We start from the raw sequence: 23,796 nt of genomic DNA, 5'->3' as shown, positions 1-23,796 counted from the left end.
TGGTAAAATCAAAAAAACAGTTGCAGTTCAGGTAAATTGGTACTAACAAACCTGAAACGCAGTGGTTTTGTGTTCATAAACGATGATTTAATTTTGAAAAATATTGAACACAAACCCCGCAGGGCTTAATCAAACCAAATAAAGCACAAACAATATCTGATTAATCTCATTATCATTTGTAATTTAGGAGGCATAATCTCACCTAAATTAAAAATGAAACGTATTCTAAAAGTGTTCTTGCTGTGTTTCATGGCACTATCTTCTTTTGCTCAATCCAAAAAACAAAAAACCGGCGATCCTTTAGCCGGGATTGATACTTTGCTAAACAGAATCTTGAAAGATCAGCAGGTGGCTGGTTTTGCAGTAGCTGTGGTAAAAGGCGATCAGGTAATTTATAGTAAAGGTTTTGGTTACCGCGATGTCGAAAACAAAAAACCGGTTACGCCGAATACACTTTTTGCTATTGGTTCTAGTACTAAATCTTTTACCTCCGCACTCATGGTTTGCAGCAAAAAGAAGGAAAGCTATCATTTGATGGCATTGCTACCTCTTATTTACCGCAGTTAAAGTTTTATAATGATAATATGAACAGCCAGATTACCGTGCGCGATATGATGTGCCATCGAACCGGTTTATCGCGTTATGACTTATCGTGGTTTATTTTTAATACTTCCAATCGCGATAGTATTATACAGAGGGTGCGTTATATGGAGCCAACCGCTCCTGTGCGTGAGAAATGGCAATACAATAACTTTATGTTTTTGGCGCAGGGTATGATTGTTGAAAAACTGACCGGAAATACCTGGGAGGAGAACATTAAAGAAAAGTTTTTCGATCCTTTGGAGATGAACCGTTCCAATACTAATATTTTTGAATTCGAAAAGGATAATGATGCTTCTTTACCCTATACCATAAATGATAAAGGTGCTATTGAAAAGATCGATTATTTTAATATAGATGGAATGGGACCTGCGGGAAGCATCAATAGCAGTGTAAACGATATGACGCATTGGTTAAAAGTGTGGATCAACGGCGGGACTTATAAGGGAAAAGAAATTTTACCCGTTTCTTATATTAGAGAGGCCGCGAGTTCTCAAATGGTGAGAGATGGGGGCCTGCCGGCAAAGGACAATGATATTTACCTGTCTACTTATGGTTTTGGCTGGATGATCAACTCCTACCGAGGCCATTATATGGTAGAGCATGGGGGTAATATTAATGGTTTCTCGGCTAGTGTATCCTTTTTTCCGACCGATAGTTTGGGTATTGTAGTTTTAACCAATCAAAACACCTCAGGTGTTCCGGAAATCGTATACAGCAGTATTGCCGATAGGGTGTTAGGATTGAAAACTATCGATTGGAACGGGAGGGTTACTAAAGCTAAAGCAGAAGCGAAAGAAAGGGAGAAGGCAACAAAAAAAACAGCTGAAAGCACCCACGTTTTAAATACCAAACCTTCACATCCTTTAAAAGATTACGATGGGCTGTTTGATAATCCTGCTTATGGTATAATCAATGTATCGTTTAGAAATGATTCACTTTTTGCTATGATGGGAAAAGAGAAACTTTTGCTTAGGCACTATCATTATGATGTGTTCAGTATCAGCGGTATCGATAAAAAAGGGAAGATTGATACTGCAGAAAGTAATCTGCGTTTTAATTTTATCAGCGGACAGGACGGCAAAATTGAAGGGATCAGCATTCCGCTTGAGCGGGGAATGAAACCAACCATTTTTACATACAAACCAAGAACTGTTGAGTTGAGTGCTGCGGACTTAGAAAGTTATGTCGGTACTTACGGCGAAAAGGGGATGGCCAAGGTGTATTTAAAAGGCAAAATTTTATTTGTTTCAGTACCCGGTCAGCCAGAATATGAAACCATTTCAGTAGGAAGCGATACTTTTAATTTTAAAAATCTAAAAGGCTTTAGTTTAAAATTTGAGAAAAAAGAGGGCGTATCAACAGCTTCGTCCGTTTCGTTTATACAACCAAACGGAACATTTAAGCAGGTAAGGCAAAACTAAAAGAACAATCTGATTATCGGGCTTAATTATGATCTCTGTCAAATGATAATATCCTATAAATAAAAATGATAATTTATTGGGATTTGTTTACCGTTTAAGCTGAAAAGCTTCTTTTTTATAGTTGTTTTTAAAGGACGAAAAATAATTTACCCGTAATAAAAGTGTAAAACGCAATGGGTATTAACTTTACATAATGAAAAAAATAGGATTAATTTCTGATACACATGGTTTTTTAGATGATGCGGTTTTTAAACACTTCGATGGTGTAGATGAAATTTGGCATGCCGGAGATTTTGGACCCCATGTAGCCGAGCCATTAGCCGAATTTAAGCCTTTGCGTGGTGTGTTCGGAAATATAGATGATGGTACAATCAGAGCGGAGTTCCCTGAACAAAATCGATTTAGCTGCGAAAGTGTAGATGTATGGATGACGCATATTGGTGGCTATCCTGGTAGATATTCTTCTTTTGTAAAGCCTGAAATATACACTAACCCTCCTAAATTATTTATTGCCGGGCATTCGCATATTTTGAAAGTAATGTTCGATGAAAAGATTAAATGTTTGCATATAAACCCCGGTGCAGCGGGAAAACATGGCTGGCACAAGGTGAGAACCCTGGTTAGATTTTGCATTACTGATGAAAATATTCATACCTTAGAGGTCATAGAGTTATCGGTTAGATAATGTAAAATGTACACTAAGTATGGTTTGTGGCGTTAAAACACTAGGACAATTTATTATAGAAAAACAGGCAGATTTTCCTTATGCCAAAGGTGAACTCTCCAGGCTGCTAAGAGACATTGGTATTGCCGCAAAAATCGTAAACCGAGAAATAAATAAGGCAGGTTTGGTTGATATTCTTGGCGATATGGGCACTACAAATATCCAGGGAGAAGAACAGAAAAAATTAGATGTTTATGCTGATAAGCAGTTTATTGCTGCACTAACCAGTGGTGGTGAATGCTGTATAGTGGCAACTGAAGAAGAAGACGAGATTATTCATATTGAATCGCCGGTTTCGCAGAATGCCAAATATATTGTTTGTATCGATCCATTAGATGGCTCCTCAAACACGGATGTGAATGTAGCAGTTGGTACTATTTTTTCCATTTACAGAAGGAAATCGCTTGAGGGGAGGGCCAGTTTGGAAGATGTATTGCAAAAAGGTACACAACAGGTTGCTGCCGGTTATATTATTTATGGCTCATCAACCATGCTGGTGTACACCACTGGAAAAGGTGTTAATGGTTTTACTTTAGACCCATCAATCGGCGAGTTTTGCCTTTCGCACCCGCAGATGAAAATACCAGAAACAGGCTATATGTACTCGTTAAACGAAGGTAATTATGTGCATTTTCCTGATGGGGTTAAAAAGTATATTAAATACTGCCAGGTAGAAGATGAGGCGACCAAACGGCCGTATACATCCCGTTACATCGGATCGATGGTAGGCGATATTCACCGGAATTTAATTAAAGGCGGGATTTATATTTACCCTACAACTTCACGTTCGCCAAATGGAAAATTAAGGTTGTTGTACGAATGTAATCCAATGGCTTTTATTATTGAACAGGCTGGGGGCAAGGCCAGTACAGGTTTTGAACGGATCCTCGATATTAACCCAACTGAACTGCATCAAAGGGTGCCGATTTTTATCGGATCAAAAAAAATGGTTGAAAAAGCCGAAGAAATGATGTTGCTATACACGGCAAAATCGATCTCTGTTGAGGCTAAAGTAGATGCTAAACTGGAAGATTTAAATATTATCGGTGGATTGGATTAAAGCTGTGCTTTACTTCTTTCTACCTCAAAAAAAGTATCAATCGCTAAATTTTGCTTGTCTTGCGAAGCAAAAACAGCTAAACGGTCGCAACGCTCATTCTCAGGATGATCGTTGTGACCTTTAATCCAGATGAATTTAACTTTGTGAAGTTTATATAATTCAAGGAAGCGCATCCAAAGGTCTTTGTTTTTTTTGTCTTTAAAACCTTTGCTTGCCCAGCCGAAAACCCATTTCTTTTCTACGGCATCTACTACATATTTCGAATCTGAATAAACGGTTACCTGCTGGTTCAAGCTTTTTAGTGCTTCTAATCCTTTTATTACAGCCAACAATTCCATGCGGTTATTTGTGGTCATTCTAAAGCCACCACTTAATTCTTTATAGTGTTGTCCTGCTCTTAAAATTGTACCCCAACCACCTGGTCCGGGGTTACCGCTAGCTGCTCCGTCTGTATAAATTTCGATCATAAACGCCGTAAAGTTATGTTTTTAGCTTCAAAATAGCTTGTTTTATCTGCTGCTGAATATTTTTTTCAATTTCAAATAATTGAATGTTAAGGAATTAAAAATTTGTTGTAAAAACATTGAAAAAAATATTTGCAAGGAATATTTAAAGTCGTACTTTTGTGACATCAAAAACACGGTGGTTGTAGCTCAGTTGGTTAGAGTATTGGTTTGTGGTGCCGAGGGTCGTGGGTTCGAGCCCCATCAGCCACCCTTAACGGGGCAAGAGATTTTTAATAATCTTTTGCCCCTTTTTCTTGCCTTCTAATTTCTTTTTTATCAGATATATACGCTCAAATGCATTTGTCGACCTGTCGATCTATGCCTTCAGAGAGTGCAATTTTTGCTGAAAAATGGTACTTATGATCTCTTTTTTCATTTCTAATCTTGCTAAGTCATAATATTTGTCAATATTTTTTAGGCATTCAAAGGCTTGTTCAATAGTACGTTTTACAGAGGCGAAGGTGTTTTTTTCTGGCTCGATACTAAAAAGTTCTGTTTCTAAGGTCTCAATCTCAAGATTTGTCTCTCCCTTGATCTTGCGAAATTCAGATGGCTCGATTTGATCATCCAACATCCTTTCTCTTGACATTTCTATTCTTGCATTGAGCGCAGCAATTTTATCTATCAACGTTTTACGATCTTTCTTTTTATTCTTCATTTGTTGATCGAAAGAATCAATACTTTTCCAGAAGATATTAGTCGTTTAGAGCGTTTGTACGATCGTGCTGAAATTGTTGAAGAGCTTAAAGCTACAAAAGAACCTATCAGTAATAAAGTGTGTATGATGGTCACGCAAAGGTATCATATCAAAGAGTTTTCAAGATATTAACGGAAGCTGTTTTCGCAGAATTGCTACAAACTAATACTTAGCTTAACGATCATTGAATCATATATAGTGGTATTTTTATAGGGTAAAACAATTGGTTATGGTCATCTTTAGGGACGGGGCCAGGTACCCTTACAAATATGAGCAGAGTGGGTTTTGTCTGTCAATTTGTTCATTTATAGTCTGGGGATCTTATAGCTTCGGAAGAACCTGCAGCAACGTCATGGTCAGTTAAAGTTAAACGCTTTCTAAAATCTTTATATCTTGATCTCCCAATAGGTAGGTTTTCTCCGGTTTTTAGTTGCAATAAATATTTGCTGCCAGAAGCAATCAGGATATTATCTGTTTGCCCGATTGGGATAATATAGGACTTGTGAATACGTTCGAAATCTGATGGGAGAATTTTTTCCAATGAATCGAGGCCTTTATCATGAAGTACGCTGCTTCCATCCAATAAATGTAATTCACTATAAATTCCTGCACCTTTAATATAACTGAGTTTGGTAAGTTCAATCAGCCGAACACCACCATTCTTTCTTACCGTTAGAAATCGTAGTGCGCCATTTAGTTCTTTTTTAATCGTTGTTGCTCTACTTAGGGCAAGAGACAGGCGGTCTTGATCGAAAGGCTTTGCTACAAAATCCAATACACCAAGCTCAAAAGCCCGCATTGCATTTTCCGTATTTGCAGAAACAACTATCGTTTGAAAAGATCTGGAGGTAACGGATTGCAATAACTCGAAACCATCTCTTCCGTTAAGATTAAGATCGAGCAATAAAATATCGATTGTTTCCCTGTCCAGAAAATCCATTCCTTTTTTAAACGAATCGCAAATGCTTATTAGTGCATTTCCTTCAAAATGAAGTGCTGCCATCCGCTCAACTCGCCTTGCAATCCTTGCTTCATCTTCTATAATCAGTATCTTCATTTCAATTTTTTGGTAATTTTAATTTTACTAACCCATCCTTGCGATGATGCTTTTGATTCGAATGTCCAGCAACCTGGATAACTTTCTTCGAGCCTTGCTTTGATATACTTAAAGCCATTTCCACCAATCCGACCTTGATGCTCTTCTCTGTTATAACCATGGGTTTCAAATATATATTCGCGATAGTCGGCCGCCTTAGTAAAATAGAGTCTAAAGCCTATCATTCCATTTTTATCAGGCATATTATGCGTGATTCCATTTTCCATTAAAGTATGAATAATTGCCGGAGGGACAGTTTCTGATTCGATAATTCCATCATCTTCCCAGATATAAAGTATTTCTTTTCTAAAACCCATAATTTTGAGATGCATCTGGCACAAGGAAATTTCCTGTTTGATCGGAATTAAGCTCTGTTCAGCAATACTATTCATAATATCAAATTCACTTGCTAGCGCCTGAATAAATTCAGCCCCTTTTTTTGGCGATTCTTCCACCCAGTCCATTAATGAGGTTAATGTGTTTTTAATAAAATGGGGCTGAATATTCTTTTTTATCAATTCGAGTTGTAAACGGGATGAAAGCAGCAAAGCATCTGAATGTTCCTGCTCAATTTTTCTCATTCTGATCGTGTGGAGATACAACATTGAGAGTAGAATAAAGGTGTAAAATATGAATATACCAAAATCGTAAAACAATTGGGAGTTGATTATCGCACCTGCAATAATACCAGCCATAACAAGTAAACTGCCTTTTTCTTTTCTGTAAATGGCGTCCATGGCAATAAGTAACATAACTGTCCACATCACACGGCTATAATTAAATGCTGTAATATCATAATGGCCATAATGATAGAAGTAAATAAACAACAATACGCTGAATAAGAGCGACAGGAGTAAGTACTTCCTTTTGACCCCAAACTGAATACAGAAATACAGGGGCACGAGCAGAGAAATGGAAAAGGTAAGCCAGCCTATAATCTCCAGTCGTATAAAAAAATCGGGGTAGGGGATATCAATATAAAATTTTAGATACTCCAAGATGAGTAGCGAGAAAAATAGCAGACAAAGAACCGAAAATATCAATATCGGATATTGCCTCTTGTGGCTATTGAAATATAGTAGAAGATAATAAATGAAGGCCACAAGAAAAGCGCCTGCCATTATAAACATTAATGAAGAAACAAAAAGAGGCTTTCTGATTAAGTTAACATAGGTGTCAATTTTGAAACCCATGCCGCGTTGCAATCCAGGATAATTAAATTGGGTACTTCGAATGGCTATCGTATGTGCTCCAGGTACCGATAGCGAGTCAGGGATTGGGTAATACATGGTTTCTGTACCAGGAATTTCCTGGGCCTCAGGTGAGCCAGGCTTTCCATTCGTCCCGATTTTAATACCATCCCAGTAAATTTCATAACCACCAAAAGCATTCACCTGAATACCCAGTGCGCCAGGAATATCACTTGGCAGTTTTGCGTGTGCTCTGATCCAGAATACCTGACGACCCGTAAATCCGCGATCCGCTAACCAATCCCGCTCGTCTAAGTTTTTCGCAGCCCAGGTAGGATTATCCCCGGTTTTAAAAACCGGATCATGTTCTTCAAAAAATACTTGCTGTTTACAGGAACAAAATAGAATAGCCAAAATGATGAATGGGAGTAAGCGTTTCATATTTCAAATGTAATATAAAGATAACCGGGCTAAGTGCATTTTAAAAGTATATAGAGCCGTTCACATGTTTTTTTATTTACATCCGGCGATGCAGTACTAACCTTGCTATATGAAACAAATCGCCATCATTTACACACTCTTAATCTGTTTTTGCGGAAAGTCTTCTGCTCAGTTGAAAGAACGGGTATTTTCCGGTCAGGTAAAAGAAAAAAGCTCAAACATAGAAATACCTTTTGTAAGCATTGCTATACTAGATCTGGAAGGGAAAAATATTGCATCGGGTATGGCTGATGAAAAAGGAAATTTTTCGATTAGCATAATGCAAAAGGGAAAAATTACCATCGAATTTAATTTTATGTCGTACCGTAAAATAAGCCAGCCTATAGAAACGGATAAGAACAAGTTTGATTTGGGAACCATTTTAATGGAACCGGATCCGATGGTGTTAAAAGAAGTTTCCATCACCGCCACGAAATCTGCCGTAAGCCTCACGCTGGATAAGAAAGTTTTTGAAGTAGGGAAAGATATTCTCTCTCAGTCTGGTTCGGTGACCGAGCTGCTTTCTGGCGTTCCTTCGGTCAGCGTTGCGCCAGGTGGCGCGGTTAGCTTAAGGGGTAACAGCAGCGTTTTGGTACTCATAAACGGCCGACGTTCTGGCTTAACCGCTGGAGCCGCATTAGAACAACTGCCGGCAGATCAGGTCGAAAAAGTAGAGGTTATTGCCAATCCGTCTTCTAAATACGATGCATCTGGCTCGGCGGGTATTATCAATATCGTACTTAAAAAGAATAAAAAAAGTGGTTTTAATGGACAGGTTAGACTGGTGGGTGGGATTCCAAACGAAACTAGATTTTCACCTAGTTTAAACTATAAGTCGAATAAATTAAATCTTTTTTCTACCATCGGATTGCGGTTTTCTGATTATGTTGGTCTATATAAAACGGATCAGAATGTAATCCAGAATGGCATAAATTCAAGACTAAACCAGAGGCAAGATGAAAACCGTCATGATGATGGTAGGCTGGTTTATTTTGGAGCAGATTATCAGCCGGATAGCTTAAACACGATAACCGTGGCCTACCTGCTTAATGCAACCAAAGACCATGATAAAACTAAATTGGCTTATAATTATTTCAGTTCAGTGCAGGATAGTTCCCTTATTCGCCTAGGTGAATCCTGGGAAAGAAGAAACTATAACCAACTGGAATTTAATTATACAAAGCTTTTCAAAAAACCTGGTAAAAAGTTAACAGTCGATATGCAATATGATTTCTGGAACAGTACTAAAAACTGGAATTTATCTACCCAAAGGATCTTGCCGTCTCTTCAGCAAAGGCCTGAAATCAGAACGAATTCTATCGGCTCGAGTAAAGATTTTGCAGCACAAAGCGATATGGTTATCCCGATAAGCAATAATTCGACAGTAGAATACGGCATAAAAGCTGAAAATCGAAAAGTAAGTACAGGTTTTCTGGCGGAAAGCGAAACCGCAAATGTGTGGTTTATAATTGATGATATCGATAATGATGTGGCTTATAACGAATTTATTGGGAGTGCCTACATGCAGTTCAGAAGCAAAATCAAGAATTTTTCTTACCAGTTAGGGCTTCGAAGCGAATATACAGAAGTGAATATAATGGACAGCAGGGGGCTTTATGATAGCAAAAAAGATTATTTGAAACTCTTTCCCACGGTACATTTAGGCTATTCTCTTAGCAAGAGTACCTCATTGCAGCTGAGTTATAGTAGACGCATTAATCGCCCGAATTTAAATAGCCTTTATCCTTTCAATGAATTGACCGATTACAATTCGCGATATATTGGTAATCCTAATCTCAATCCATCTTATGCTAATGTATTTGAACTCGGACTACTGGGACATATTGGCGTACTTACCGTCAATCCGTCTTTCTATTACCAGCATAACAATGGCGTAATCATCGATTACAGTTATCGGGAAGACGGTCTCTTTATATCAATGCCAATAAATATCAGGCTCGAAGAACGTTCCGGTGCTGAGCTTTTGTTACTTTATAATCCTTATAAATGGCTGAAAATGAATATGGAGCTTAATGTATATCATTTTAATCAGGCTGGTATTTATGCAAGCCAGGACTTTGGTTACTCGGGTAATACTTTTACTTCTCGATTTGGCACCCAGGTGAAGTTACAGAGTAAATTTAGTGTACAAGCCCGTTACAATTTCAGCGGTGCAGTTAATAACGCACAAAGTAATTTGAAATCGGTGCATGCTATAGACATGGGGGTAGGCCAGAGTTTTTTAAAGGATAAGGCAAGCCTGTTATTTGATGTGAGCAACCTTTTTAACCTGCGCAAATTTTCTACAACTACTACCGGGAGAGAGTTTATTATTTCGCAGGTTGTGAGTCCAAATGCAGCAAGATATAGATTAACCTTTGTTTATCGCCTGAATTTAAGTGGAGATCAGTCTGTAAGGCAGGCTAAAAGTGGTAACAGGAATTAAAAAAAAATATCAACAGCGTGTACCTTTTTGATTGGAAATTGAAAATTATTTCACTTCAACATATAAATACCTTTCTCCATCAGATGAATTTCGTATCTCCATCGGCAAATACTTCTGGCCGGTAAGCAATTTTGTCTTTTTTTGCCTTTGCAATACCCTCATTTTTATTTTAAATCGGATTTTTAGTTGTCGTAACTAATTTTTTAGCTGATATTTGAAATTAAATAAATAGGCTATGGATATCAAAGATTTAACTAGAGTTGAAAGCCAATTAATGCAGGTACTCTGGGCGTTGGAAAAAGCATTCGTAAAGGAAATTATAAGTGAACTCCCAGATCCAAAACCTGCATACAGCACTGTTTCAACCATTATCAGGATTTTAGAGAGCAAGGGCATAATTGGCTATGAAGCTTTTGGTAAAACCCATCGCTACTTTCCCTTAGTTAGCAAAGAAGAATATATGCGTCATGAGGCAGATAAGTTTTTGGGGAGTTATTTTTCTAATTCTGTACAAGATATGTTCTCTTTTTTTGTTAAGGAAAAGAAAATCGATATGAAAGACGCCGAACAGTTGCTTAAAATGATAGATCAAATAAAAGATTAATTATGCGACTTGAATATTACTTTCTGTGGTCTAGCGTTTCGCTGGTTATATTTTACCTCTTTTATATGCTGTTGCTTAAGAGAGAAACTTTTTTTGTTTTTAACAGGGTTTATCTGCTTGTTGCACTTTGCTTATCGATGCTAATGCCATTCTTGGACCTATCTTGGTTAATCATATTGCCAAAGGTCGAAATTGTTACTAACACACTTGCGGTTGTTGGGGTAGAGAAATTAGGAAATGACATCGGGAAAGAATTTAATTGGGTAACCTTTGTGTATTGGGTTGGAGTTGTGCTTGGTGCAACACGATTATTCATTAAAATAGCGGGTGTAAAAAAACAGATAACGCTACCCAAGGATGGGGATGCATTTTCTTTTTGGAAAACAAAGGTGATAGACCGAAAGCTTTCTGATCTAGCCGTAATTAATGCACATGAAAATATACACGTTAAACAGTTGCATACATTCGATCTTCTGCTGGTTGAAATAGTAGGCGTATTTTTTTGGTTCAATCCCATTGTCTATGCCTATCGTAAAAGCCTGAAGTTGATCCACGAATATTTGGCTGATGAATACGCATGTAACTTTACAGTAAGCAAAAAGCAATATGCGATGTTGCTGTTTCTACAGAACCTGAATGCGGGGCCAGTATTGGCAAATACTTTCTATAGTGCCTCATTGCTCGAATCGAGAATAAAGATGTTGCAACGGAAAAAATCTAGCCGCTACAGGTTATGGAAGTATGTTTTATGCTTACCTCTAATTGCAATTTTGTGTTCTTTTAATACCTCAGGTATTACTGGTAACAATAACAAAGTTGACCAGGCAGCAAGTTTCCCTGGTGGATTTGATGCTTTTAGTAAATATCTTATCAGTAACGCGAAAAAAGTCTCCAATAAAAATGGAAAGGTGATTGTGAGTTTCGTTGTTCAAACCAACGGAGAAATTAGCAATGAAAAAGTTGAAAAAAGTTTAGACGAAGAAAGTGATAAAGAAGCGTTAAGGGTTATTAAATCTAGCCAAAAATGGAAACCTGCATTGCAAAATGGAGAAAAAGTACGTTCAGCTTATCAAATTGCGATAAATTTTTAGGCTGATAATCAGGTAGATATATTATAATTTAATTATTTAGCTGTTATGGCTAATTTATTAGTTGTTAGACTAATAAATTAGTTATATGTTTGGATTGTTCAAATTAATCCAAACGTTATGCTTTTTATTTTACTTAAATCTTCCCGCTCTTATTATGGTTTAGTTTTTATTTTGTTTTTCAACACCATGGCTGTTAATGCCCAACAAAAGTTGGGTAGGGTTACTGGCAAAGTGGTGGATGAAAAGCTTGCTGATCTCCCTTTTACTCAAGTGGTTTTAAAAAAGGGTACAGATACCAGTACGGTCAAAGCTTTATTGGCTGATGAAAAGGGGGATTTTAGTTTCCAGGTTCCTAATGGCTCCTATCTTATAGAGGTCAAGATGATGGGCTACACCACAAGGCTTACAGCGGTTTTTGACATTGTGCTGGCCGAGGAAAGGGAACTGGGGACAATTGTTCTTCAGGCATCGGAAACTCAACTTGCGGCTGTGAGCATTTCTGCTAAGCTTCCATTTGTAGAACGTAGAGCCGATAAGTTAATCGTGAACTTGAACGGTCTAGGGTCTGGTGCACCAATCATGGAAGTGATGAACCAATTGCCAGGTGTTAGTGTTACCCCAGATGACCGGATCACCCTGAACGGTAAATCTGTTCAGATCTATATTGATGGCAAAGCCACTACACTTTCATCAGAGGCACTGGCCGGTATGTTGAAAGGGATTTCGTCGTCTGCTATCCAAAAGGTTGAACTCATTGCCCAGCCCTCTGCAAAATATGACGCTGCTGGGAATGGAGCAATCATCAATATTATTCGTAAACGTAATTATAAAGCCGGGCTGAATGGAAATGTTTATGCAGGAGGAGGGAAAGGTACATTTGGAAAAGCGAATGGGGGTCTTAACCTTAACTACAAAGGAAAAGCTTATAATCTGCTGCTTAACCTAGATTATAATTACAACAAATACTTCTACGATAGTTACATTGCTTCCACTTTTGTTGATGCAAGGGGAATAGCATTGGGTCAATCAACTACTGATATTAAAAGCATCAGGACCAATGCGAATTACACGCCAAATTTAGGAGTGGATTTTTATCTTTCGAAGCGTACTACACTGTCTGCTTCGGTTAAACCTGGATTTCAGACCTTTGGTCGCAATAGCACCGCCAATATCGATAATGGTGTTGCGCAATCGCAGTTTATTAATCTGGTTAATATTCGTGCTACTAATTTTTCATCCGGACTTCGTCTACAACATCAAATAGATAGCTTGGGAAGGGATTTGACGATCGATTTAGATTATTACCGTTATGGCAATTATAACGATCAGGATAACCGAACCGTAACGTTCAGTCCCGCATCAGACCTGCCAAGCGTGGTTGGTCAAGACCGTGTATTCGATGTTTATGCTTTAAAGATGGATTATACACATCCTTTAGGCAAAGGCCAACAATTAGAAATGGGCATGAAAACAAGCTATGTTAATGCTATAAATACTAACTTTTATCAGGATTTTGCTAGTCAGCAAACCAATTTATTTGATTACAAAGAAAGTATTTCAGCACTTTATTTAACTTATGCTCGCAATGGTGAGAAATTTTCCTATCAGTTGGGAATAAGGGGCGAGTATACTAATGGACAGGGTGAACAGGAGTTTGGCAAGGATCGATTTACAAGGAGCTATTTCCAGCCATTTCCGTCTGTACATCTTGACTATAAGTTTATCAAAAACCATACCCTTAGCTTAGGTATGAACAAAAGGGTAGAACGCCCTGGCTACGAAAGCCTAAATCCGCTGGTGCGAATTATCAGCAGCAATAACCTGCAACAGGGAAATCCGGCACTGAAACCTTTGGTTGCCTATAATGCCGATTTATGGTATGGTTATAAAAATGCATTTTTCTTTGGACTAACTTATAGTCACAGCGTTGATGATTTTACCAGTATCTCCGTTCCTTTGGTAGATGGTGTCATATCAACACTCCCTGGAAATGCAGATTATGGAGATTACTTTACCCTTCAGGCAATGTATGGCAAACAGGTATTGCCATGGTGGTATACCAGTTCCAACGTCATTTTATCCAAACGTTCATTTAAGGGGGTATTTAACGGGGCTTTGCTAGAGAGCGATGGAATAGCCAGTCTTTCTGCAACTTCGTATAATAGTTTCTTGCTTAGCAAAAATTTCTCTGTGATGTTTCTTCTCAATTATCGTGGCAAAAGTGTAGATCGAACAATTACTAACCGAGCTTTTACTTATGTTACAGCAGGTATTCGTCAGCAGCTGTTAAATAAAAGAGCATCTATTCAGCTAAATGCAATGGATATTTTTAAATCGTACCGTAGTGAATATAACCAGAATAGCGGTACCCTGCAACAGTTGTGGCGAAACCAGTTTGAAACCAGGATGGTGAAGCTGAATTTTAGTTACAGCTTTGGAGGTACGGTAAAAAACACAAAGAAGAGCAATGGTACAGAAGAGGAACGAAAACGAAGTGCTTTGAGTGAGAACTAAGAAGTAATAATCTCTATAGATCCTTTAAAAGCTAATTAATTCATCAATCCAATTTTTAGAAAGCACACAAACTGGATAAGGTTCATTTGGGATTGTTCGATTATTTTGAGTTCTTCAAAATTTTCGAAAAATCACCTATTTCAATTAATTCGTCCACAAATTGGTTCGAATTACGCACCGCCACCGACCCAGAATTTTAAAGGTTCATTTCGAAAAGATTTGAACCTTTTTTGTTTTTAACTCTTTGTTCTTCAGGTAACTATTTGTCAAGCGTAAAAGTTGGGGAGGTTGAGGATAGGTATCTTTTCCCTTCAACGCTGGAATTTTTATAAAATAAATCAAGATCCGTTAAATTTTTATAGCGCGCTCTGCAATCGGTCTGATATTCAGGATAGTCTTATTTTTTGTATTGAGTTCGGACAGTTTAGATTCAACAAAATAAAAAAAAACTGCTCAATAATTGCTATCTTTCGCTCTAATCCTCAATGGAACGTGAAGTCTAACAACCTTAACTATTCATCGAAAAATGTCATTTAACACGCTGAAATTGCTACAAAAACAAAAAAATAACATCCTGGAGATTTGGATGAAGAACCAACTAACTGATGAGGGGCTTCGCGAAGACCTGATCAGCAATGAAGATCTCAGGGACCAATCAGATGAGCTGGTTGGCGCATTGATTACAAATCTTTCAAACGATGATTTGGATGACATGGACGGTGATAGCTGGAATTCAGTTATTGAAATCCTTGGCGGAATAGCCATAACCAGGGCAAGGCAGGGCTTTTCTCCTCGTGAGACCGGCCGTTTTGTTTTCAGTTTAAAAGAAGCTATTCTTGAAGTTTTACAGACTGAGATAACAGATCCAAAACAGCTGTTTTCAGAAAGCCTGAAAATCAATAGGGTGATGGACAACTTAAGTGTTGTGACCTTTGAGACTTTTATTAAAGGAAGAGAAGAGGTTATCCTGAGACAAACTGATGAAATAGCCGAAATCTCTACCCCTGTTATCCGGGTTTGGGACGGAATATTAGCGCTTCCTATTATTGGTACACTGGACAGCTCAAGGACTCAGATCGTTATGGAAAATCTGCTTCAGGAAATAGTGGAAACCGGCTCAAGTATTGCCATTCTGGATATTTCCGGTGTTCCCGCTGTAGATTCCCTTGTAGCTCAGCATTTAATCAAAACAGTTAGTGCAACCAGGTTAATGGGTGCTGAATGTATCATCAGCGGCATAAGGCCAGAAATAGCACAAACAGTCGTTCATTTAGGTATCGATCTTTCCAATATCATTACAAAAGCAACCCTTGCAAGTGCATTGGCATATGCTTTCAAGATTTTGAGACTAGAGGTGAAAAAATCCGGTTCAATCAGTAAACCTAATCACTTTTAACTATGGATAAAATTCCTATTCTGAGGATGGGAAACTTCCTGCTTGTAACCATTCAGGTTGACCTTTATGACAGGCTTGCTTTAGACCTTGAGGCAGATTTGGTTCAAATGGTGAACAAGACAAGTTCAAGAGGAGTGTTAATAGACATCTCTGCTGTTTCCATTGTCGATTCATTTATGGGGCGCATTATTGGCAATATTGCCAGCATGTCCAAGATCCTTGATGCTGAAACAGTAGTCGTTGGCATGCAGCCTGCTGTTGCCATTACCCTCATTGAACTCGGACTTCCTTTAAAGGGTGTACATACTGCATTGAATGTTGAAAGGGGGATGAACTTATTGAAATCTATGATCGGTTCAGATATCCAGGACGAGGAAGAAAACCAGGATGATGATACTTTCTCTGAGTAAGGACAACATCCAGGTTCAAAAAGAACAGGACGTAGTCCTATTGCGCAACCGCGTTCGGGAGGTAGCCGTAAAGATAAAAATGGGACTGGTCAACCAAACCAAGCTGATTACCGCTGCAAGTGAGCTTTTGAGAAATATGCTGCGATATGGCGGAGGTGGCGAATGCCTGATTGAGGTGGTAACACGTGGAAGAGATAACGGGGTACGCTTAACTTTTAAGGATAAGGGGCCAGGGATTCCTGACATTGCAGCGGCAATGAAAGATGGCTTTTCCACTGGTAAAAGTTTAGGTCTTGGCCTTCCTGGCGCCAAGCGGTTAAGTAATGAATTCGATATTAAAAGTAAGCCCGGGGAGGGAACAGTGGTGATGATTTTAAAATGGGCAAATGGTTGATGCGACACATATAAGCCTGCAGGCTGACGATAGAAGTTATTTTTCTTTGTTAAAAAAGGAAATACACCAGCGGCTGCTTAATGTAGGCATGGATGCGGCCCGGATTGCCGAGGTGGATATCATTACCGCAGAAATGACGAGCAACCTTTTCAAATATGCTGATGGCGGAGAAATCCTGTTTGGTACTTTTAACGAAAATGGTACGCCATACGTTGAACTTATCTCTATCGATAAGGGCCCGGGGATGCGAAATCCATCCAGGATGATGCAGGATGGAATGTCGACCAGCAATACTCTTGGGGCAGGACTTGGAAGCATCAAGCGTTTATCTGACACTTTTGACCTTTATTCCATTGTGGGGTGGGGAACAATTGTGCTGAGCAGGATATATGTTGGTACAAAGCCCTCGCAGAAAAAGGGACTTCTGGTTCGTCCTATCGTGGTCAGCAAGCCTGGGGAGCATACCAGTGGAGACGGATTTACTTTTAAGATTAGCACAAAAGGCTTCAAGGTAATGCTTGGCGACGGCCTAGGTCATGGACCTGCTGCGAACCTGGCGGTGAACGAAGGTGCGAAAGCCTTTCGAATCTTCCCTGATGCCAGCCCTGTTGAAACATTGCGCTTTGTTCACTCTTCAATAAAAAAAACAAGGGGAATGGTCGCCAATGTGACTACTTTCGATAATGATAAGGGAGAATGGTCAACGGCCGGGATAGGCAATATTGCTTCGAAATGGATCTGCCCATCCGGTTCGAAGAACCAGATGTCATATAACGGAATCGTGGGGCATAACATTCCAAATACCATGAATGACCAGAAGTTTTCTGTATCGGAGTATAACCAGCTTGTGCTTTGCTCAGACGGAATAAAGACCAGGTGGGAAATCTCGAAATATCCTGGAGTTCTCCATCATGATCCTTCGATACTTGCAGCGGCTATTTATAAGGACCATGCAAGGCAGACAGATGATATGTCTGTAATAGTTATAAAAATCCATTAAGATGAAACAAATTATCGGGATTTCACTCGAAAATGAAATGGATCTGATACTCGCCCACAAGCGTACCATGCAGGTTGGCGAGCAGCTGGGCTTAACTGTTGCTACGCGTACCACACTTGCCACTGCCGTATCGGAAGTAGTAAGAACGGTTATTGACCTGACCAATAATGGCAGGCTGAATATTGTGATTTGTGGGAAATTCCCGCGTTATTCACTTAATGCGGAAGTTGGCTTTAAAAGCGATCTTAGCTTTCGTGAGACAGATGAAGGATTCTTTTACGCGAAAAAGCTTTTGCCTGATTTTAATTTTGAGGTTTCTGAAAATTCCTATCATGTCCGAATGGGCCTCGGCCTGCCACGTTCACTTAAACTGGATGAGGGCAAAATTTCTTTATTGCAGTCCTATTTTAAAAAATCCTCACCTTTAAATTCCTATGAGGAAATAAAAAACAAGAATAGTCAGCTCAACCAGCTTACTGCTGAACAGGAAAAAGAGATTCAGTTTGCCAGGGACCTTGATGAGCGCAAAACGGAATTCATCTCGGTTGCAAGTCATGAACTAAAAACGCCCATCACGATTATAAAAGCCTATACTCAGATGTTAATGCTTTTGAAAGACCAATATTCGGAGAAGGTAGGCAGCGTGATATCAAAGCTTGAAACTCAAACGAACAAACTCTCCTTGCTTGCCTACCAGCTAATGGATGTGTCTAAACTGGAAAACGGAAGATTGCAGTATGATTTGGTCCGGATAGATATAAACTCTTTTTTGCGGGAAACTATATCGATATTATCGAATGTCCATTCCGAAAATAACATCGATTTGCAGTTGAGCGATGACTGTGTCGCAATGGCAGATCCCCTTCGTCTGGAGCAGGTGATTACAAACCTTATTGGAAACGCTTCAAAATATTCTGAGAAAGGCTCACACATCACTGTTTCAACAAGCATTTCAGATGATAAAAAATCAGTTAGCATCCAGATTGCTGACCACGGGATAGGCATGTCAAAAGAAGGCATTGCACGGATCTTTGAAAAGTTCTACCGCATGGATGAAGTCACTGTATCTCATCCGGGACTTGGAATGGGGCTATATATTACCTCCAGAATAGTGACCGATCACGGCGGGAAAATCTGGGTTGAAAGCGTTGTAGATGAGGGATCGAAATTTATTTTCACGATGCCTCTTCTTGAAGATGCCTGTTAGGCTTGATTCAAATGAAGCATTTTCAAGACAATCTAAATTAGTAACGATGTAATGTGTTGGCTAGTAAGTTTAATAATTTCAAACTTGGCTGTTAATTTCACCGTTTTAGATTTATCAATAATTAATTGTATGCAGAAATTGATTTACATTCTTGAGGACAATGACGAAATAAGAGAAATTCTCGAATTGCTTCTTGTGGAAGATGATTACAGGGTATCTGCTTTTGCGAACGTTTCTTCTTTTCTAATTGGACTTTCTTTACAGGTTCCGGATACCTTTATTCTGGATGTTATGCTTCCCGATGGAAACGGTATCGACATCTGCCGCAAATTAAAGGAAGATGAGCGGACCAGTAATGTTCCGGTGGTCATGATGTCGGCCAACTACAATCAGGAGCAACTGGCCGGTTCATGTCCAGCACAGGATTTTATAAGTAAACCTTTTGATATTGCTGATTTTTCTAACAGGATTGCTATTCAGACACGGGCTAATGTGAGGTAACTTAAAATAGTTTAATATTTCGGATTAATTGAGTTTGGTTAATCCCTTATAAAACTAAATATTGTAGCGCATTTAATATTTGCTAGCTCTTTTCACTAGCAGGTATTCTATTTACTGATAACCTGGTTTTATGAGCTTGCAGATAAACACGGTTTTAGTATCTAAGCAATTGCATAATTCCTCGGAAGTCCAAAAATACAATTTTCCCACTTAGATCTCCAACCCACTAAATAACACACTCAACAATCATTCATATAAACAGTCTTTAGGTCGACTAAAAGGGCGTCGGAGTTTCTTATCTTAGAAAACTAGGAGCCACTTACCCATATCTTAATAATATCGGTTGCATGCAACAGTACAGGGCAGTTGTATTGTACGAACGGTAGATTTTCGAATAATTGACTCAAAATTGGTATATACTTATAGAATGGTTCCCAAGATTGTATTTGGAAAAATTGTCTTTGATGATAGGCAGGTTCTTTTGAGCATTTTGTCTAGTTTCACTATTTTGGAGGCAATATCATACGTGTTAAATTTATAACTGATCTCATTATTTAACTTTTAAAATGTATCCCAATCCATATACATTTTCTATACTAACTTGTTCAGAAACCTTAAAGAGCCTGCGTAGCCTTGAAATGAACACCTCCAGGCTCTTTCCATTAAAATAATCGTCGTTTCCCCATAAAGCCAATAAGATATCTTTCTTTTTTACAACCTGATTAATATTGCCAGCCAAATGGTCTAATACTTCCGCTTCTCTAACTGTTAAGGAAACCTCTTTGCTGTCGGGCATCCGTAAAAAAAGCTGATCCTTTTGATACCTGATATCGCCTATGTTGATAAATCCTGAACTGGATGCGACCTGTACGTTTGGAGCGCTGGAAAACTTATTGATGATATTTCCTATTCTAAGTACCAGTTCCTCAATTTCGAATGGTTTTGAAATATAATCTATTGCACCAATCTTGAGTCCGCGAAGTCGGTCCTGTTTTTCGTTATGTGCCGTTAGAAAGAAAAAAGGTTGGTTGGAGTTGATTTTTACCATCTCTGAGGCGAGGTCAAAGCCATTCATGTCAGGTAACTGTACATCCACAATAACCAATTTGTTATCAAGCTGGTTTGCGCTATAGTGCGCCAACGCTTCTGAAGCAGTTTGGAACCATAGGACACTAAATCCCCTCAATTTCAGGTATTCTGAAATTACATTGCCCAGGTCTGTTTCATCTTCAATTATTACGATATCATAACTCATAAATGATTTGATTAATGATTTGTACTAATTATGGTCTGCTCCTTAGGGATCTGCACCAGAAATTCGGTGCCTTTTCCCAATTCTGTTCTCACGCTGATTGCCCAGCCATGAATATCAATACATTGTTTAACGTAATATAAGCCAAGCCCCAGGCCTGAAACGGTATTATCCTTGCCTGCACGGAAGAACTTATCGAATATTTTTTCTTTCATTGCGTCTTCAATTCCTTTCCCATTGTCTTTAATGTGAAGTATATAACCCTCTTTATTAGTGGTGATAAAAAGTATAGTCATCTTTATATCGCTATGGTTGTGCTTAAAGGAGTTGTCGAGGATATTCTGTAACATCGTGGTAAACACAAAAGGATCCATCATAATCAGTATTTCAGAACTGTGAGGATCAAAAGTGATACTGTTTGGAGCCTGAACTTTTATTTTATAGTCGTTAACCAAAGTAAGAATTGCATAGTTAAGGTCTGTTTCTTCCAGATGGATGTTGTTGTTGATATCCGAAATTTCCAGCATCTGGTTAATGTGGGAGTGAAGTCGCCTGGCCTGTCTTTCTACAATATTTACGAGTGCACTTACGCGTGTCCTGTCATTGAGCACCTCGTCTTCATGCAGACTTTTGCTTGCCACTAAAATAGTAGTAATTGGGGTGTTAAATTCATGTTTAATGCTGTTCAGGAAATCAGATTTAATATCTGTTTCCTTTTTCTGCCGCATCCAGCTGATATAGGTATAGTAATTAATACCTACGATTATAATGATGCAAAGTGCAACCAATAAAAACGTTGGTAACATCTGATAGGCTACTTTTAAAGTACGGCCAGGAGGATCGACAAAAAGATTAAAGGTAACTCTGTAATCATACACCAGTTTGCCACTAACAGAAAGGTTAGTTACCCTGTTCTGAACATTCGGATCTGTTAATGTGCCATCAATGATCACCCCGTAAGGTGTTTTTTGATCTGCCTTAAAATCGGTACGGGTATAGTTGTCGAATATAGTGATATTCCCGATTTTGGGATCGAAATTGATTTCTATCTGCTGAAAGGTAAGCAGGTACTGTAAATTGCTATCCAAGCCATTATTTTTTACAATCGACCGGAAAACACTGTCCATAGTGCTTTCTTTTTGCAGGTCTTTTAATAGTGTGTTACTCACGCTTTGCGAGCGTTTAACAAATTCTTTCTTGTTGTTTAAGTATGCTTGTTTGAGCGCAGGCATATTTCTGGAAAGGATCGAATCGATGATCTTTCCTCCGCCTTTAAAAACTTTATCTTCGGATATACTGCGCCCATATTCGTCGTTAATTAACGTTTTTTCTTTTAAACTATAATCCCTGTCTCTAAGAACGTAAGAATTATAGGTTAACCTGAGCTGTACCAGAAGCAAAATCAGAAAACTGACCAACACTACTGATTTATATATACGATCTTTCATTTATCCTTTAAAAATAGCCGTATTATTTCATAAATACCATGCCGTTAAGCTTTTGTTAGGTTTCTGTTACGTTTTCGTTCGACAAATTTCTTTGATGCGGGATGTAGCTTTGGATTATGAAAAGCAGATCTCAGTGAAAACCAGATCAATGTTGATCGATTTGGATTAATAAGTATCTGTAATCCAGTAATGCTTCAAACAACTAACACCAATCACATAACAAAAAAAGAGAAATGACCTTTAAAAGGATTTTATCATTATTGCTTATCGTTTCGGGAACGATATCTATTTCCCCGGCAATGGCCCAACAAAAATCGGCTAATAAACCGTTACCTGAACTTCAACAGGATTTTGTTGACCTTGGGCTGGGCATGTTTATCCATTATGGGATGCCAACTTTTATGGATCAGGACTGGTCTGATCCTGATGCAGATCTTTCATTGTTCCAGTCGCCAAAGCTTGATGCCAACCAGTGGGCAAAAGCCGCAAAATCTGCTAATATGACTTATGGTTGCCTGACTACCAAACACCATAGTGGATTTCCGATCTGGAATACCAAAACCACGGCCTACAATGTGATGAACACACCGCTAAAACGTGATGTGGTAAAGGAATATGCAGATGCTTTCCGTAAAAACGGACTAAAGGTAATGTTGTACTATTCTATATTGGATACCCATCATGGCATACGTCCGAACCAGATTACACCAGCGAATGTTAAAATGATCAAAGATCAGATTACCGAACTGCTCACCAATTATGGCGAGATTACCGCCCTGATTATTGATGGTTGGGATGCGCCATGGTCGAGGATTTCTTATGATCAGGTACCTTTTGAAGATATCTATTACCTGATTAAATCATTACAGCCAAACTGTTTGGTAATGGATTTAAATGCAGCAAAATATCCTACACAGGCGCTATTTTATACCGATATCAAATCATACGAACAAGGTGCAGGTCAGTTTATTTCTAAAGAAAACAACAAACTTCCGGCCCTTGCCTGTCTGCCCTTGCAGGCCAACTGGTTCTGGAAAACCTCTTTCCCTACCACTCCTGTAAAAAATGTACCTGAACTGGTGAACAAGTTCATCATTCCTTATAATGGCGCATACTGCAATTTTATATTAAATGTGGCCCCGGGCAAAAATGGTCTGATCGATGATAACGCGTTAGCTGCGCTTAAGGAAATGGGCCAGATCTATAAAAAAACTGCAGATCTTCCACGCATTCCGGCATATGCTGCACCAATTATTTCGAGCAACATTGCCAAACACGTAAAAAGTAACAGCAGCTGGAGTGATGATATGAACATTATGGATTTTGCCAATGATGATGATTTCGGTTCGAGCTGGTCATCCAATCACACCGTAAAATCGCCATGGTATGAACTGAACTTCGAAAAAGCTGTTCCCTGTAACATGGTGGTACTTACAGCGGGTAATAACAGAAAAGCTACCTACAGTTTACAGTACTATGCAAATGGTAAGTGGAATGATTTAGCTACAAAAAATGAGGGTGAGAAAAAGGTGAGTATTTTTAGGTTCGAGCGCATCTGGTGCGAAAAAATAAAGATAAACATTAGCAATTTCGACAGCCCGCCTGCTATTGCTGAACTGGGCGTATTTAACGAAAGAAAATAAAATGTATTAGCTGGGTCATTTTTGGCCCGGCTAATCTATTAAAGCGCTTGTTTGGCAAATACCAATGGGAATTGACTACTCCAGGTAATATCGACAAACATTTTTTGAAATAA

At 38.7% G+C, this 23,796-nt stretch carries 21 protein-coding genes and 1 tRNA gene; 16 read left to right on the top strand and 6 right to left on the bottom strand.

The features are described 5' to 3' along the window. Window positions 1-213: 213 nt before the first annotated feature. From IM793_RS25005 to fbp, 4 genes are all read left to right on the top strand, one after another. Window positions 214-567, top strand: a complete 354-nt coding sequence (locus IM793_RS25005) for a serine hydrolase (RefSeq protein ID WP_193423477.1) — start codon at window positions 214-216, stop codon at window positions 565-567. After that, window positions 504-2,024: a serine hydrolase gene (locus tag IM793_RS25000; protein WP_193423475.1), complete on the top strand. Its 1,521-nt coding sequence runs from the start codon at window positions 504-506 to the stop codon at window positions 2,022-2,024. The genes IM793_RS25005 and IM793_RS25000 overlap by 64 nt, the downstream gene beginning before the upstream one ends. A 193-nt stretch (window positions 2,025-2,217) precedes the next feature. Then, window positions 2,218-2,709: a metallophosphoesterase gene (locus IM793_RS17220; RefSeq protein ID WP_193423473.1), complete on the top strand. Its 492-nt coding sequence runs from the start codon at window positions 2,218-2,220 to the stop codon at window positions 2,707-2,709. Between the two features lie 19 nt (window positions 2,710-2,728). Next, window positions 2,729-3,808, top strand: a complete 1,080-nt coding sequence (fbp, locus tag IM793_RS17215; RefSeq protein WP_193423471.1) for a class 1 fructose-bisphosphatase — start codon at window positions 2,729-2,731, stop codon at window positions 3,806-3,808. On the opposite strand, the gene rnhA is transcribed toward fbp, so the two are convergent. Beyond that, window positions 3,805-4,275, bottom strand: coding sequence for a ribonuclease HI (gene rnhA / locus IM793_RS17210; protein ID WP_132396469.1), 471 nt, complete (start codon window positions 4,273-4,275; stop codon window positions 3,805-3,807). The two genes, fbp and rnhA, sit on opposite strands and share 4 nt — an antisense overlap. Before the next feature lie 175 nt (window positions 4,276-4,450). Here rnhA and IM793_RS17205 point away from each other — a divergent pair. After that, window positions 4,451-4,524: transfer RNA gene (locus IM793_RS17205), tRNA-His, on the top strand. Window positions 4,525-4,630: 106 nt separating this feature from the next. Here IM793_RS17205 and IM793_RS17200 read toward each other — a convergent pair. The 3 genes from IM793_RS17200 to IM793_RS17190 all read right to left on the bottom strand — a co-directional run bounded on the left by IM793_RS17200 (window position 4,631) and on the right by IM793_RS17190 (window position 7,738). Then, window positions 4,631-4,972, bottom strand: coding sequence for a hypothetical protein (locus tag IM793_RS17200; RefSeq protein WP_193423469.1), 342 nt, complete (start codon window positions 4,970-4,972; stop codon window positions 4,631-4,633). Between the two features lie 340 nt (window positions 4,973-5,312). Next, window positions 5,313-6,068, bottom strand: a complete 756-nt coding sequence (locus IM793_RS17195) for a LytTR family DNA-binding domain-containing protein (protein ID WP_193423467.1) — start codon at window positions 6,066-6,068, stop codon at window positions 5,313-5,315. After that, on the bottom strand, window positions 6,065-7,738 hold the full coding sequence (locus IM793_RS17190) for a histidine kinase (protein ID WP_227256300.1): 1,674 nt from the start codon (window positions 7,736-7,738) through the stop codon (window positions 6,065-6,067). The genes IM793_RS17195 and IM793_RS17190 overlap by 4 nt, the downstream gene beginning before the upstream one ends. A 109-nt stretch (window positions 7,739-7,847) precedes the next feature. On the opposite strand from IM793_RS17190, the gene IM793_RS17185 reads away from it, so the two are divergent. The 10 genes from IM793_RS17185 (at window position 7,848) to IM793_RS17140 (ending at window position 19,340) form a co-directional block, all read left to right on the top strand. Next, window positions 7,848-10,223, top strand: coding sequence for a TonB-dependent receptor domain-containing protein (locus IM793_RS17185; protein WP_193423465.1), 2,376 nt, complete (start codon window positions 7,848-7,850; stop codon window positions 10,221-10,223). Window positions 10,224-10,458: 235 nt separating this feature from the next. Then, entirely contained in the window at window positions 10,459-10,827 is a 369-nt protein-coding gene (locus IM793_RS17180; protein ID WP_193423463.1) for a BlaI/MecI/CopY family transcriptional regulator, read from the top strand. 143 nt (window positions 10,828-10,970) lie between these two features. Then, window positions 10,971-11,918, top strand: coding sequence for an energy transducer TonB (locus IM793_RS17175; protein WP_193423461.1), 948 nt, complete (start codon window positions 10,971-10,973; stop codon window positions 11,916-11,918). 117 nt (window positions 11,919-12,035) lie between these two features. After that, window positions 12,036-14,432, top strand: a complete 2,397-nt coding sequence (locus tag IM793_RS17170) for an outer membrane beta-barrel family protein (RefSeq protein ID WP_193423459.1) — start codon at window positions 12,036-12,038, stop codon at window positions 14,430-14,432. A gap of 526 nt (window positions 14,433-14,958) precedes the next feature. After that, window positions 14,959-15,828 carry an STAS domain-containing protein gene (locus tag IM793_RS17165; RefSeq protein WP_193423458.1) on the top strand — a complete coding sequence of 290 codons (870 nt, stop codon included), beginning with the start codon at window positions 14,959-14,961 and terminating at the stop codon, window positions 15,826-15,828. Window positions 15,829-15,854: 26 nt separating this feature from the next. Beyond that, window positions 15,855-16,238, top strand: a complete 384-nt coding sequence (locus IM793_RS17160) for an STAS domain-containing protein (protein WP_227256299.1) — start codon at window positions 15,855-15,857, stop codon at window positions 16,236-16,238. Continuing rightward, window positions 16,216-16,632, top strand: coding sequence for an anti-sigma regulatory factor (locus tag IM793_RS17155; RefSeq protein WP_227256298.1), 417 nt, complete (start codon window positions 16,216-16,218; stop codon window positions 16,630-16,632). The genes IM793_RS17160 and IM793_RS17155 overlap by 23 nt, the downstream gene beginning before the upstream one ends. Further along, window positions 16,625-17,632: a SpoIIE family protein phosphatase gene (locus IM793_RS17150; RefSeq protein WP_193423456.1), complete on the top strand. Its 1,008-nt coding sequence runs from the start codon at window positions 16,625-16,627 to the stop codon at window positions 17,630-17,632. Before IM793_RS17155 ends, IM793_RS17150 begins: the two co-directional genes overlap by 8 nt. 1 nt (window position 17,633) lies before the next feature. Beyond that, a complete protein-coding gene (locus IM793_RS17145; RefSeq protein WP_193423453.1) occupies window positions 17,634-18,839 on the top strand; it encodes a sensor histidine kinase KdpD in 1,206 nt (401 codons plus the stop codon). A 129-nt stretch (window positions 18,840-18,968) separates the two neighbouring features. After that, entirely contained in the window at window positions 18,969-19,340 is a 372-nt protein-coding gene (locus IM793_RS17140) for a PleD family two-component system response regulator (protein ID WP_193423451.1), read from the top strand. A gap of 550 nt (window positions 19,341-19,890) precedes the next feature. On the opposite strand, the gene IM793_RS17135 is transcribed toward IM793_RS17140, so the two are convergent. After that, the gene (locus IM793_RS17135) at window positions 19,891-20,595 is read right to left on the bottom strand and encodes a response regulator transcription factor (protein WP_193423449.1); all 705 of its coding nucleotides are present in this window, start codon (window positions 20,593-20,595) and stop codon (window positions 19,891-19,893) included. An 11-nt stretch (window positions 20,596-20,606) separates the two neighbouring features. Continuing rightward, complete coding sequence (locus tag IM793_RS17130) at window positions 20,607-22,040, bottom strand: sensor histidine kinase KdpD (RefSeq protein ID WP_193423447.1); 1,434 nt, start codon at window positions 22,038-22,040, stop codon at window positions 20,607-20,609. A 233-nt stretch (window positions 22,041-22,273) separates the two neighbouring features. Between IM793_RS17130 and IM793_RS17125 the strand changes: the two genes are divergently transcribed. Further along, window positions 22,274-23,683, top strand: coding sequence for an alpha-L-fucosidase (locus tag IM793_RS17125; protein ID WP_132396423.1), 1,410 nt, complete (start codon window positions 22,274-22,276; stop codon window positions 23,681-23,683). Window positions 23,684-23,796: the final 113 nt, after the last annotated feature.

This window comes from Pedobacter sp. MR2016-19 (genome assembly GCF_014947265.1).
GTDB lineage: Bacteria > Bacteroidota > Bacteroidia > Sphingobacteriales > Sphingobacteriaceae > Pedobacter.
This window is presented reverse-complemented; position numbering and strand designations above follow the sequence as displayed.